Annotated in this window: 10 protein-coding genes; 1 reads left to right on the plus strand and 9 read right to left on the minus strand. The window is 59.3% G+C overall.

What is annotated here, in order from left to right; translation table 11 throughout:
- Nucleotides 1–733 precede the first annotated feature (733 nt).
- Nucleotides 734–2,059, plus strand: a complete 1,326-nt coding sequence (locus ACFFSY_RS29030; RefSeq protein WP_377500792.1) for a replication initiation protein — start codon at nt 734–736, stop codon at nt 2,057–2,059.
- Between the two features lie 170 nt (nt 2,060–2,229).
- Here ACFFSY_RS29030 and ACFFSY_RS29035 read toward each other — a convergent pair whose 3' ends face one another.
- The 9 genes from ACFFSY_RS29035 to ACFFSY_RS29075 all read right to left on the minus strand — a co-directional run bounded on the left by ACFFSY_RS29035 (nt 2,230) and on the right by ACFFSY_RS29075 (nt 12,834).
- On the minus strand, nt 2,230–3,870 hold the full coding sequence (locus ACFFSY_RS29035) for an alpha-amylase family glycosyl hydrolase (RefSeq protein ID WP_377500794.1): 1,641 nt from the start codon (nt 3,868–3,870) through the stop codon (nt 2,230–2,232).
- A 135-nt stretch (nt 3,871–4,005) separates the two neighbouring features.
- Nucleotides 4,006–4,992, minus strand: a complete 987-nt coding sequence (locus tag ACFFSY_RS29040; protein ID WP_377500796.1) for an ABC transporter substrate-binding protein — start codon at nt 4,990–4,992, stop codon at nt 4,006–4,008.
- 18 nt (nt 4,993–5,010) lie between these two features.
- The gene (locus ACFFSY_RS29045; protein ID WP_377500798.1) at nt 5,011–5,793 is read right to left on the minus strand and encodes an ABC transporter permease; all 783 of its coding nucleotides are present in this window, start codon (nt 5,791–5,793) and stop codon (nt 5,011–5,013) included.
- 25 nt (nt 5,794–5,818) lie between these two features.
- Nucleotides 5,819–6,859: an ABC transporter substrate-binding protein gene (locus tag ACFFSY_RS29050; protein WP_377500800.1), complete on the minus strand. Its 1,041-nt coding sequence runs from the start codon at nt 6,857–6,859 to the stop codon at nt 5,819–5,821.
- 42 nt (nt 6,860–6,901) lie between these two features.
- Nucleotides 6,902–7,552 carry a YcnI family copper-binding membrane protein gene (locus ACFFSY_RS29055; protein WP_377500802.1) on the minus strand — a complete coding sequence of 217 codons (651 nt, stop codon included), beginning with the start codon at nt 7,550–7,552 and terminating at the stop codon, nt 6,902–6,904.
- A gap of 12 nt (nt 7,553–7,564) precedes the next feature.
- The gene (locus ACFFSY_RS29060) at nt 7,565–9,241 is read right to left on the minus strand and encodes a copper resistance CopC/CopD family protein (protein WP_377500804.1); all 1,677 of its coding nucleotides are present in this window, start codon (nt 9,239–9,241) and stop codon (nt 7,565–7,567) included.
- The gene (locus ACFFSY_RS29065) at nt 9,238–10,695 is read right to left on the minus strand and encodes a 4-hydroxyphenylacetate 3-hydroxylase family protein (protein WP_377500806.1); all 1,458 of its coding nucleotides are present in this window, start codon (nt 10,693–10,695) and stop codon (nt 9,238–9,240) included. The genes ACFFSY_RS29060 and ACFFSY_RS29065 overlap by 4 nt, the downstream gene beginning before the upstream one ends.
- Entirely contained in the window at nt 10,688–11,602 is a 915-nt protein-coding gene (locus ACFFSY_RS29070; protein ID WP_377500808.1) for an ABC transporter ATP-binding protein, read from the minus strand. Before ACFFSY_RS29070 ends, ACFFSY_RS29065 begins: the two co-directional genes overlap by 8 nt.
- Nucleotides 11,599–12,834 (minus strand): 4-hydroxyphenylacetate 3-hydroxylase C-terminal domain-containing protein, encoded by a 1,236-nt coding sequence (locus ACFFSY_RS29075; protein ID WP_377500810.1) that lies wholly within the window; start codon nt 12,832–12,834, stop codon nt 11,599–11,601. Before ACFFSY_RS29075 ends, ACFFSY_RS29070 begins: the two co-directional genes overlap by 4 nt.
- Between the last annotated feature and the right edge of the window lie 121 nt (nt 12,835–12,955).

Genomic DNA, 12,955 nt, shown 5'->3' on the forward strand with positions numbered 1-12,955 from the left:
GAATCTCATGTCCGTAAAAACGGGACGACATGTCCGGAGCGACGGAATGTCATGTCCGGATGAACGGGGCGTAATGTCCGTACGAACGGGGTCATGTCCGCACAAACGGACTAATATGTCCTGAAAAACGGAACCGTAAGGCGGAAATGTCCGCAAAAACGGGGGTTATGTCCGTAAAAACGGACCGTGAATGCAAATGTCCGTAGAAACGGGGCATTCTCTCCGGGCTTAATGTCCGCAAAAACGGGACCTACCGCCTGCCCATTCCGCCTGCTTCCGCGTCATATGTCCGTATAAACGGAACCACCTGCGCCGCGTTCGGCCCAAATTAGCTCTACATGTCCGTAAAAACGGAACCGTCATATCGGAAATTCGCGCTTGAAGCTAGCCTATTCCCTCATTTTCGGAACAGAACCGCCTATCCTGGCATTCGAACAGACTGATCCCTTCTGCGATCCATTCCTAGCGTTCCGTTTTTACGGACATATACCGTCTGTTGCGCATTTGACATCTGAAAATTTTTTTTCGTTCCGTTTTTGCGGACATAAGACGCACCCCGGTCGGCGGGCAAGTCATTCCGCGCTTTTCCTTTGGGCATTTGCACGCAATAAACTTCCTCCGGTGTCGTTCCGTTTTTACGGACATATCGAGATTGTCGAAAAAACAACCTAATTCTTCCATTTCTCCCGCGAAAAAAATCGGATATAGTAGATTGGTAGAGGAGCGTAGCGAAATGAACGATCAAGCAAATGCACAAGAGGTGCTCGAAGTCGAAGCCGATGGTCAGCTGGCCTTGAATTTGCCGGAAGCGGTTGAAGCGGACATCAAAGATTATTACTGGGTGAATCAGTCGCGGGAGATTATCAACGCGCAGCAGGACCTCGATCTTACGGAGCGCCGGCTGATCTTTTCTCTCGTCTCCCTCGTGCAGCCCGACGACGAAGAGTTTAAGACGTTTACCGTCTCGATCAAGGAATTGGCGAATCTGATCGGGGTTGAAGGGAAGTCCTTCTACGAACGGGTCGAGAAGGCGATCGATTCGCTTCAGTCCAAGCAGCTCAAACTATCGCACGACAACACGCGGCAGAAGATCACGTGGGTGCAGAGCGCAACCTATAAAGACGGCGAAGGCCGGGTGACCATAAAATTGTCGGAGGACTTGGCGCCGTTCTTCCGCAATTTGAAGCGAGCGTACACCAAATTCCGCCTCAAAAACGTTCTTAAGCTGAAATCCGAATACAATTGGCGACTGTACGAGGTGCTGAAAGAGCGGGAGTTCCGGAAAGAGCGGATCATCAAGGTGAACGAGCTTCGCCATCTGCTCAACATCCCCGACGACAAGTATAAAATGCTGAAGCATCTGCGGGAGCTGATCGACCGCGCGCAAACGGAGCTCGAAGAAAAGACGGATATCTTGTTTACCTACGACATACATAAGCGCGTCGGGCGATCCGTGGAATCCTTTATTTTCCGCATCCACAAGAATACAAAGAACATGAACAACGACCAGGAAGTGGCCAATTACGATGCCGAGACGCTGCTGCAGCTGTTGGTGGAGAACGGCATTCATCGGAAGAAAGCCGTCCAGCTCGCGAAAGCCTATCATCCGTTCTATATCGAAGAGAACGTGCGTCACGTGCGGGCGATGAGCACAGGGCAGACGATCCGGAACATGGCGGGCTATATCGTGAAAGCTATCGAAGAGAATTATGCCAACTCCTTGTTCGACACGCCGATCGACGACGCGATGTTCGGTCTCGAACTGCGGAACGTGGAGCAGGGGCTGGAGGAATCGACGGCCGCCGACGTGGAGACGCTGGATGCGATCGTGGCCAATTTCAAGAGCATGCTCGCGCGGCTGGCGACCTCGGACGCCTCCGTCGATCGGCTGCAGGCGATTGCCGACGAACGCGACGCCATGCTGCTCGAAGCGTTAACGTCGATCCAGAAGAAGCGCAAGACACTTCGCAAGCCGCCATTGCTATTCGAGGATTTGGCGGGCGATCCGTATTTGAAGCCGATCTACGAGAAATGGGAAGAGGCGCAGTATCCGTTCTGACGCCCCCCGGCCCAGAGGCGGCTGCGATCTATCTCATGCAGCCAGGGCAGCCCACTCTCGCCGCTGCTCTAGGGCGGCAGCCGAACAAGCCAAACCCGCGTCCGGATTGGACATATGGTTTGGCTTGTTTATTCTCATGGTCTCATCTTCGAGAGCCGCTCTATATCCGCTTACACTTGAGCCGCTTTGTCCAGCCGATAAATTAGCGTTTCATAGCCAGCTACGACGATCTCGCTTCTGTCTTCAACGCCAGGCTCCGCCCCTTGCCCGGTCCGGTAGATCAGGCGGCTGTTCATCAACTCGCCGGTTGTCGTGGCGTCTGCCAATCGAACGCGAAGCGGAAGTTCAGACAAGCTGACGATGACCAGGAAACGTTCCTCTTCACTGCTTCTTATATAGGAAAGAACGGATTGTTCCGAGTTCGGGACGAACTCCAGCTTGCCCTTCCAGAAAGCCGCATGCCGTGTTCGCAGACGAATCAAAGTTTGATAATGCGCATACATCTCCCGATCAAACCGTTCCCAATCCAAGCGGTATTCCTCGAACAACGACGCCCATGTGCGAAGTGTTCCTTCATTAAACTCTTGCCCCATCATAAGCGAAGGAACCCCCTCCACCGTCATGAGAATGGATGCCGCAGGCTTGGCCAGCTCGTAGCCTAGGTATTCGCTAATGCGCGGCTGCTCCTTCTCCTCCAGCCACCGCATCCGCAAAGCCCCTCTCGGAAAGCTGTACGTGTAGGAATCGTAAATCCGCATGAAATCACGCTGCGTGAGCGTACGATCGGAGATTCCCCGAATTACATCCCTCAAGCTGCCGTCATAAGTCAGGTCGCATGCTTCCATGTGGTGGTACTCGTCATACGATTGCGAGATAAGCACGACATCCTCGCGAATGCTGCTCAGCTCTTGCCTGATGTCGTTCAGAAAATCCAACGGCGTAATGTCCGAATCGTCGAGCCGGAACCCATCGAAATCGAATGTCGTCAGCCAATAGACCATCGCCTCGACGACGCGTTCTCTCATCTCCGGATTGTCGAAATTCAAACCCGCAAAACAGATTCGATTCGGAACTTCGTAGTATAGCTCGCCTTGCTCGTTGCGGGTAAAGTACTCCGGGTGTTCCCTTGTCCACACATGGTCGATGCTCCCGCGATTCATCACCCAATCCATGATGACCCGCATCCCGCTGGCATGCGCAGCCCCGATCAGCTGCTTCAGCTCTTCCGCCGTGCCATAATGGCCATCAATTGAATAGTAATCGCGAACCGCATAGGGATCTCCGTATGTACCGGTTCTATTCTGCTCGCCAACAAGTTGGAAAGGCATCATCCACAACGTGTTGACGCCAAGCTCTCTCAGATAACCCAGTCGATTCGTCAGCCCCTGGAATCCCTGCTCATCAAAGGCGCGAAGGTGGAGCTGATAGATGACGGCTTGCCGAATCCACTCCGGACTTTCAAGCGCACAGAAGTGTTGATACAGAAAACCCGGATGCTGCTCGTCTATGTCGGTCGTCCGGATCAATACGTCGCCGGCTTCGGTCACCGTGAACGCCGAATTATTCTGGCCGTCCTCGGAAATATTCGGGTTGGTCGGGTCCAACAGCCATTCCGTGTCCTCGACGACGATTTTGTAAAGATGTCTACCTTTGGGAATGTCCAACTCGATCTCCCAAACGCGATTGCCCCTGTTCGTCATTGCATTGCGCAGATTGTTCCAGTTATTGAACGTCCCCGCTACCGATACTCGCTGAACATCCCGTTCGGCGACATATTCGAAACGCACCCCATGCTTGCCTTTTGTCGGCATTCTATAACATTCCCCTCATCGCGATTGCCCGCTGCGACCCTATTATACGACTAGAAACTAGCAAAAAAACACGCCTTGAATTGGCGTGTTTGCGTTCAGAGTTGCTATAACATGCAGCAGCTCTCTATTCTTCGACTATTCCGGCATCCATGCTCGGATGAATCCTTGCGCATCGATGCCGTTCTTCCTTCCGCCGAGCTTGGCGGCCGTGTCGGCGACCTGCTGCTCTTCCTTTGCGATGCTGGCGAGGAACGGCGCCGTCCCGTACGATTTGCGCTCGAACGACGCGAGCCAGCCGGCATGCTCGATGCCGGTCAATCCCGAGAGCAGCTCCGCCGCGTCATGGATTTGGGCCAGCATCCAGTCATCGTATTCGCCGATCGCGTCGACCGCAAGCCGGAATAGCGCTTCCCGACCTTTCAGACTCTCCGGCGTCGTCACATAGATGTCGCGTTTGGCCGCGGACAGCGTCCCATCGGCGATGATCCGAATTCCGAGCGGCTCAATGCGGCTTAGTTCCGGCTCGGCGACCGCCCATGCGTCCGCTTCTCTCCCTTCCAACGAGCGAAGCGTATCGGCAGGCGCAAGCGGGGCAAGCAACACATCCCGCTCGGACAACCCTGCCGAGCCGAGCGTCTGGAGCAGCAGCAGATGTTCGTTGGAGAAGGGTGCGGAGGCGATCCGCTTCCCTATCAAATCATCTGCGGTGAAAATGCCGGAATCGAGCGGGACAACGATCGCGTATGCCGCGGGATTAGCCGGTTCGGCCGCCAAATAGACAAGCGGCGCGTCTTCCCGGTGCAAGAGCGCGGGCACGGCATGGCCGACGGCGCCGATGTCGACGCGGCCCTCCTCGATGGCCCGGAACAACGCCGCATCGTCGTCGAACCGCTGCCACTGGACTTCAACCGATTGCGAATGCGCCGCCAACTTCGCCTCCACGTCGCCGCGTTTCTGCAAGCCGATCAAGGCGCTGCTGCCGCTATACCCCAGCTTTAGCTTGCCGCTATCGACGGGCTGCCTTGATACCTTGCCCGCTTCCTCGCTACGATCCCCGCAGCCGCCCAGGAGCAAAGCGGTCGACAGCAGCGCAAGTCCGAGCCGCTTGCTCAGCCCCCGCATCGGCAATCCGGCTTCCGTCTAGCCATTGTTCGCTAGCCCCCTCCGCCACCGCGTGAACCGCGATTCGATGAACGCCAGCACATAGTTGAGGAGCAAGCCGAGAATGGCTAGCAATATGATGCCTGCGTACATGTCCGGAATCTGGAAGATTTCCTGCGAGTTCAGAATATAGAAGCCGAGCCCGGCTGACGAGCCGATCATCTCGGCGGCGACGAGCGCGGTGATGCAGTACGCGCCCCCCAGCCGAATACCGGTGAATATGCTCGGCGCGGCCGCGGGCAGAATGACGCGGAAGAATAGGAACAGCTGCGATCCGCCCATCGACTTGGCGGAGTCGATCAGCAGCCTCTCCACTTGCTTCGTCCCGCTGACGGTGTTCAGCAGAATCGGCCAGAACGATGCCCAGAAGATGATCGCCGTTTTGGACGACTCGCCAATGCCCAGGAACAGGATGAACACCGGGAACAAGGCGAAGGCCGACACTTGGCGCGCAAGCTGCAGCAGCGGGTCGAGGATCGTCTCGAACCGCTTGAACCAGCCGAGCAGCAGTCCCGCGACGGTCCCCGTCACGATGGCGAGCAGGAGACCGGACAAGGAACGGCGCAGGCTAGCCGCCACGTGAGTCCACAGCTCGCCGTTCTGGATGAGCTTCCCGATCGCCACGACGACGTCCGTCGGCGGGCTCAAGTACGCGGCATTAACGATGGAGAGCCTCGGCAGCAGCTCCCAGACGATGAAGAATAAGACGATCGCGAGACTGCGATCGACGGCCTTCCTAAACGTGACTGCTTTACCGCTCATGACGAAAGTTCTCCTCTCCTGGCGCCTATGCCGGGGTACCTGGCGCAAACGCGTTGAATTCGTTCGTGTAGACATCTTTGACTTTCACTTTCCCTTTCGGGATTTTCTCGTATTCTTCCAGAATGTCGATGTAATACTGAATCGGCTCCTCCGTAACGACGAGGTCGTCCACATAGGCGAACCGGTCGACATACTTCACATCGACGCCCAGCCGCTTGGCGATGATCTGCTTCGCTTCTTCGGGGTTAGCGTTGACCCAGTTGGCCGCCTTGGCGATCGCCGATACGAAATCCTTCACCGCTTCCGGATGCTCCTTGGCGAATTTACCGTTGACGCTGTACGGCGCCATGCCGCCCAGACCGCCGTCCAGATCGTAGTCGCTCCACAATTTGACCAACTTGTCATTATGCTCCGCCTTGCCCGAGAACGGCGCGTGAATGATGGCCAGGTCGATGCCGCCCTGCTCCAGCGTTTGCTCCTGCTTGTCGTCCGGCACGACGAGGAACTCGATTTTGCTAATGTCGACGCCTTGCTCCTTGAACCATTTCTTCGAGACGAACTCGGCGCAGGCGCCGAAGCTGTTGAAGCCGATCGTCTTCCCTTCCAAATCCTTCGGCGTCTTGATGGAGCCGTCATTACGCACGAAATATTTCATGTGCGGCGCTTCCTGCAGCGTCTTGCCCCCAGCGGAGACGACCTTGATATCCGCGCCGCTGGCGATCGCCGATATGACCAGCGGCACCATACGCGCGCCAAAGTCGATATCGCCCGTGCCGACAAGCGGGATAATTTGCGGCGCGGCTACCTTGCCGATGTATTTGGGCTTCGTGCGGGTGCCTTCGAAATAGCCAAGCTCATCGGCCAAGTAGACGAGATCGAACCCGGGATTGTCCGGGTATTTGAACTCGACCACTTCCGCTCCGCCGTTCGTCCCCGCAGACTCGGCATCCTCCCCTTCTCCGGCTTTGTTCCCGGCGTTGCCGCAAGCGGACAATGCCACCGCGAACGCCAAGACGAAGGCGAGCTTCGTCCATTTCCGCTTCCTTCTCATACCGTTGTTCATCATGTGCTTCTTCTCCCCCTCGATTAGATTCATTCCGTCGCGCGATCAGACCAGTTGTTTGCTTCGGCGCAAGCCGAGCGCCAGCGACAAGGCGACCAAGCCCGCGCCCAGCGCCGCCAGCGACAGATAGAAGAGCGGCGAAGTTAGCAGCCCGTCACTGCTCGCGGTCTCGCTGCCCGTGGTGGCGCCGGCATGGTGATCGCCCGCCGCGCCATGGTGGCCCGCCTCCCCGCTGCCCGCCAGCACCTTCGTTACGGATGCGGGCGTCTGGGCATCGGCTTCGCCCGCCCATTCGACGACCGAGCCGTTCGCGTACGATTGGATCGCCTTCCACACGAGCTCCTGCGCGTCATCCGCCACTTTCCCCTGCAGCTTGAATTCGCCGAATTCGCCTAGCTTCAGCCCCGCGCCTTCGGCCGTCCAGACAATCGACGACTTCGCGCCGTCCGCATCGCCACCGAAGGCATAGCGCCAGCCGGCCAGCGGCTGCACGCGACTGATCTCAACGCCTTCCGGGAATAGCAGCTCCACCTTGGTCGTCTCCGATTCCAGCTCCGTCGGCACGCGGACGGTGAATACCTCATAGGCGCCCTGCGTCGTCTCGTTCGGCAGCACCGTCACATGCGCGGACACCGTTCCTGCCAGCATCAGCATAAGCGCGATTGCGACGATTGCCCCAACACCCCATTTTGCCACGCCCATCCCCTCCTACTGTTCGTTCTCGTTCTCGCTATAAAAGCTTGTGTCTGTCACGAATTCGTTCAACGACTCGCCTTGCACCCTCACCTCAAGCTTCCACTTGCCTGGCAGCGACAAATAATTGCCCTCAGCCGCGTAATTGTACTCGTACAGGCTGCGCTTACCTCCTTCGGTCGGCAGCATGGCGAGCGGCACGTCAATCGGCGCTATCTCCGGCCGGTCAAGCGGTTGAAGGCGCAGCGTCACCCTCCTTGGACCCTCATGGCCTTCAGCCGCCGCTTCCTTGGCAGCCGTAGCGGAAGCCCGCTTCCATCCGCCGATCGCCACCTGGAACTGATTCGTCGTTCCAACTTGGTTCGGGGTAATGATCGCCGCAATGTGGATGCCGTTCACCTTCTCGTGCCAGAACAGCGGGCCGGTCGCCGCCAGCGGATTCAAGTATGTGAACACGGCCGTAATGCCGATCACGGCAGCCAGCAGCGCGCCGTCGAACAGCAGCCAAGCCGAGCCTTGGCGCAGCGTTCCCTTACGCAGCGCCCGCCTCAAGAAGGCGCCAGCGACGACGACCAGAATGACCGCCCCGGCCTTGGCCAGCATCAGGCGTCCCCACTGCGCGTCAAGCAATCGGACGAATCCGTTCGTGTACAGCGCCGCGGTTGCAAGACCGCTAAGGGCTAAGACGACGATGGAGGCGAAAGCGGTCCGCGATAGCGCGGCGGCAACCGATCCTTCCCCTCCCGTCAATCGCTTCACGCCGATGATCGCGAAGGCAAGCAAGACGCCTGCCCATAGACTGGCTGCGCTCAAGTGCAGCACATCCAGCGCATATGTAATAGAAGGAACGGCATAACCCATCGCGTGGCCGTTCAACCCTTTGGCCGCGAAGACGAGCAAGATCCAGCCCGCATCCACGGCCCGCGCCTTGCCGGTCAACCAGAAGCCAGCCAGCGCGGCGGGTATGGCGATCGCGTAGGACAGTCCGATCGAGGTACCGAATAGAAGGTCCAGCCGTTCGGTCGAATCGAAGCCGATGCTTAATTTGCCGTAATCCTGCCATGCGAGCAGCAGCAAGCCGAGCAGATGGCCGCCGATTACCGTCCTGCGGGTCCGCTCGTAGCGGCGATTGTTCCGCAGCGCGACTTCCGGCGCGTAGACGCGCAAGCCAATCCATCCCGTGGCGGACAGCAGCCCGGCGAAATACAAACCGCGCACGATCCAGTAGGGGATGTTGTCGCCAAGCACATGCTCTTCGTGCAGCCGCGATGCCGAGGCATAACCCCTGATCCCCTCCGTATTCAATCCGACGGTAAACACATAGGAGGCTCGTATCGGATGTCCGTCCGCCGACAACAGCCGATAGGCGACGGTATAGCTGCCCTCCGAAAGCGGCGGGAGTTGCAACCGCAGCGCCCGGCGGTCCGGGTCCAGCGTCGCTTCGCTCTTCGCCGCGGGCTGCCCGCGGCTGTCGTACACTTGAATCGCGTACCCCTTGTTCTCCAGCCGCTCGTTGAATCGCAGCACGATCGCCGAAGGCGACTCCGCAAGCCGGCCGTCCGGAGCCGGAACCGCATTCGTGAGCGACGAATGCGCCGAGCCGATGCTTCCTGGGAGCAGCAGCCACAGCATCGCGGTCAACAGGATGATGCCGAGAAGAGATATCGCCCGTCGTTGAACCCATTCCCTCATCCCGTAATTCGCGCCGCCTTCTCGAGCAGCGGCTGCTTGTCATACCCGACGTACTGCCCGGCATACGTTCGCACCGGATCGCCCGCGTAGAACCGCTCGTACAGCTCGTGCCTTGCGCCAAGCCGGCTGCCGACCAGATCCCAGCTCAGCTTGAGCAGCTTCACCCGCTCCTCCGCATCCCGGTCTGCGCCGCGATACACCTTCCGAAGCTGAAGACCTAGCGGTCCGCTCAGCTCGGCGATCGTCGAAGGCACTTGGAGCATGCCGGCGCCGGAGAGCTGCTGCAAAATCTCCACCGCTCGCGGATAGTATCGGTTGCCCAAGTTTTTGGCGGTCAGGATCGGCTCGAGCGCCGGCTCCCATACGCCGAGCGGATGATGGGTCGCCCGGTGCTCGGCGGACAGCAGCAGCGCCCGGATCGATTCCAGCTGGACATACAGCTCGGCCAGCTTCTCCTGCACATGCGCGAACTTGGTTATGCCGATCGATTCGGCCAGCTCGGTCCCGACCGCCGCCATAAATTCGAGCTTGCTTACCAGCCGGACAATATTCTCGTGCAAGCTGAGCGCGCTCGCCATCCGGTCCGAGCGGATGCGCCAGATCGCGTCCGGATCGTCCTTCACGAATACCCGCTCCCACGGGATGATCGCGTCGTCGAAGACGAGCACGGCATCCATCTCGTCGAATCGCGAGCTGAGCGGATGATCCGCTTCCCGGTCGGAGGCGAACGACTCTCGGCATATCAAGTGCACGCCGGGATGGCTGGCCGGAATCGCGAACATGACCGCGTAACGCTGCTCGTCATCCGTCTTTTTGCTATGAGGGGATACGACGATTTCGTCCATATATGGAGCGCCGGTCCCGATCATTTTGGCCCCGCGGACGACGAGGCCATCTTCCGTCTCGCGAACGATGCGTACCGCCGTATATAGATCGCCGAGCTCGTGAGCCAGCTTCGTCCGGTCGATCTGCGGGTCATGGCCGGCCGCCGTCACCAGCAGATCGTTGTCCCGGACGTAAGCGTAATAATCGGCTATTCTCGAAGGGAAATCCGGCTGCTCCCGTGCAATGAGATGCCGGGCGATATACCAGCCCGTCAGCTGGGAACGATAAAATCCGGCGACGCGGCTCATGACGCCGAATGTCGCGTCCGACCAGATCTTAAGTCCATGGCTGCGTCTGAACAAATCCTCCTTCGATGACGGAATGAGGTAGGCGATATTCGCTTTCGCCCCGGTATCGGTCGTAAAGGTCAGCTGCGATTCGGTCGCCGGATCGTCCTGTCGATCGAGCAGCGCCGCTACGGACCGAACGGTTCCCCGGAATGCCGGGTGGCTGCGGATATCGGGGACAATCTCCCCGTCCAGCCACACCCGGCGGCCGTCGTGCAATCGATCGAGATAAGCCTTGCCTGCCGTTATGCGCGCCTTCGCCCCTTCGTTTCCTTCAACCATGGCTTGCCGCCTTCTCCGGGAAGCGCTCCGCCCCGATATCCGCGGCCGGCTGCGGCTTGCCTTCGGCAGCCGGATTGCCCCCGCCTCCGATCGGAGCAGTCCTGCCCGGCGCTCCCAGCTGCTGCGATTTGTCCACTTCATCCTTCAAAATGTCCCACGCCCGCCTGCGAAGCTGAACGAACGCGTCCGAATTGCGAATGTCCGCCGCCCGCGGCCGCTCAAGCGGAATATCGATCAGCTCCTTCACCTTGCCGGGACGCGCCGTCATGACGGCGACGCGGTCCGCCAAATAGATCGCTTCATCCAGACTGTGCGTGATGAACACGATCGTGGTCTTCTTCGCATCCCAGATGCGCAGCAGCTCTGTCTGCAAGATTTCCCGCGTCTGCGCGTCCAGCGCCGCGAACGGCTCATCCATGAGCAGCACATCCGGGGCATATGCGAGCGACCGCGCGATCGCGACGCGCTGCTTCATGCCGCCGGACAGCTCATGCGGATACCGCCTCTCGAAATCCTGCAAGCCGACGAGCTGGATATATTCCCTGGCGATCCGCTGCCGCTCCTTCGACCGGACGCCCCGGATTTGCAGGCCGACCTCGACGTTCTCCAAGACCGTGCGCCAAGGGAATAACGCGTAGCCCTGAAACACGACGCCGTGCTTCTTGTTGACGCCGTCGATCGGCACGCCATCTACCGTAATCTCGCCTGACGTCTGCTTCGACAATCCGGCTAATAGATGCAGAAAGGTCGATTTGCCGCAGCCGCTCGGGCCGAGAATGGCGAGAAATTCCCCCTGCTTCACGTCCAGATCGAAGCCGTCCAGCACGGTGATCGACTCTTTTCTTCTGGCCTCGGCGCCTGTCGTGAACGCCTTGTGGACCGATCTTGCCGAGATTTTGACGGTCATGTCCGCACCTCCGAATCGTAATTGCCGTCTAACGGCTGCAAGGATTGCCAGAATTCGCGATACCGGCTCCGGAGCAAGTGCGCCGGGTAATGACGGTACAGCTCTTGCGATAGCGACAATTTGTCGCCGAACGCGTGCTGCTCATGCAGCCTCCCTCGGGCGGCCTCCGAGCTTCCCGCCAGTCGCCAGGCGAACTGAAGCAGCGATGGTTGGCCGTTGATCTTGGAATCCGCCGTCGTGATGAACGGGTTGGCCAAGAATGCCGCAGCGCCGATGTGCCGCAGCGCGTCAACCGCTCGGCCGTAGGTCTCGCCGGCCGTTAGCGCTGCGGCGTGAAGCGATGCCGCTGCGGGCAATAGCACGCCTGCCGGGCTCGCCGCGGCTCCGAGCTCTGCGGCATGAAGCAGCGCCTTCAGCGTCTCCATGCCTTGAATCAGCTCGCCTAGCTCGCCTTGAATATGGAGTTCTTCGCCGCGGCCCGTATGATCCGCCAGCGAGAAGGCGGTGCCCGCGATCAGCTCGATCGCAGCCAGCTGCCTGGACGCCCGCTGATAGTCGGCAAGCGACTTGACGAGCGGATGGCCGAGCAGCCGGTTCAAGCTGCCGCTATCCTGCCCGACCCACAGCCTCTCCGGCGGGATTGCGACCTCCTCGTAGAACGCCACAACAGGGCCGTTCGAAGATTCCGCCGCGCCGCTTCCGTAAGTAGGAGTCAACCGCAGCCCTTCCGTCTGCCTCGGAATGAGCGCCGCGGCCGTGGGCTCCGCTGCGCCTTCCTCGCGAATGAAGACAAGCAGCTCATCCGCGAACCGCGCGTCCTCGCCGAACGTCTGCCGCCCTCGCAGCAATAGTCCGCCGTCTTGATCCAATCGCGCGACCGGCTGTCCATCGTCCTGGCGCGTGATTGGATGGAGCGTTGTCGTAATCACGCTGCGCCGATGCTCGCTTTGCTTGTAAAGCCGCCACCAAGCGCCATGCGTTCCCACTTCATCAGGCAGTACGGTCGACTCGTGTGCCCGCCATCCGGCAAGCAGGGCGTGCGCGTAATCCGTCCAGCCATCTGTGAACGCGGAGGTGCCGTCCGCCAGCTCATAGAAGCCGGACCGCTTCAGCCTCAGCTCTTCCGGCGAACGCGGTAGCGAATAGGCCTGCGCGATCAAGTCATTACTAATCGGCAGTGATCGGTCGCCTTCGAATAAACGGACCGTCTCTGCTTGTTTGTGTATCGACATCGTACTCCTCCCCTACTTGTGGCAGATGCGCTAAGATTGCAATGAAAAAGGCCCCGACATCCCGTGATGGATATGCAAGGCCTCCGGTTATCCGGTCGGTATAGCAATCGACGCGCGCAAC

The organism is Paenibacillus aurantiacus, assembly GCF_042431225.1.
GTDB lineage: Bacteria > Bacillota > Bacilli > Paenibacillales > Paenibacillaceae > Paenibacillus_Z > Paenibacillus_Z aurantiacus.

What these genes read in the sequence shown, in the direction of transcription:
- ACFFSY_RS29030 (WP_377500792.1), top strand. Translation starts at nt 734, where the DNA reads ATGAACGATCAAGCAAATGCACAAGAGGTGCTCGAAGTCGAAGCCGAT.
- ACFFSY_RS29035 (WP_377500794.1), bottom strand. Translation starts at nt 3,870, where the DNA reads ATGCCGACAAAAGGCAAGCATGGGGTGCGTTTCGAATATGTCGCCGAA.
- ACFFSY_RS29040 (WP_377500796.1), bottom strand. Translation starts at nt 4,992, where the DNA reads ATGCGGGGGCTGAGCAAGCGGCTCGGACTTGCGCTGCTGTCGACCGCT.
- ACFFSY_RS29045 (WP_377500798.1), bottom strand. Translation starts at nt 5,793, where the DNA reads ATGAGCGGTAAAGCAGTCACGTTTAGGAAGGCCGTCGATCGCAGTCTC.
- ACFFSY_RS29050 (WP_377500800.1), bottom strand. Translation starts at nt 6,859, where the DNA reads ATGATGAACAACGGTATGAGAAGGAAGCGGAAATGGACGAAGCTCGCC.
- ACFFSY_RS29060 (WP_377500804.1), bottom strand. Translation starts at nt 9,241, where the DNA reads ATGAGGGAATGGGTTCAACGACGGGCGATATCTCTTCTCGGCATCATC.
- ACFFSY_RS29065 (WP_377500806.1), bottom strand. Translation starts at nt 10,695, where the DNA reads ATGGTTGAAGGAAACGAAGGGGCGAAGGCGCGCATAACGGCAGGCAAG.
- ACFFSY_RS29070 (WP_377500808.1), bottom strand. Translation starts at nt 11,602, where the DNA reads ATGACCGTCAAAATCTCGGCAAGATCGGTCCACAAGGCGTTCACGACA.
- ACFFSY_RS29075 (WP_377500810.1), bottom strand. Translation starts at nt 12,834, where the DNA reads ATGTCGATACACAAACAAGCAGAGACGGTCCGTTTATTCGAAGGCGAC.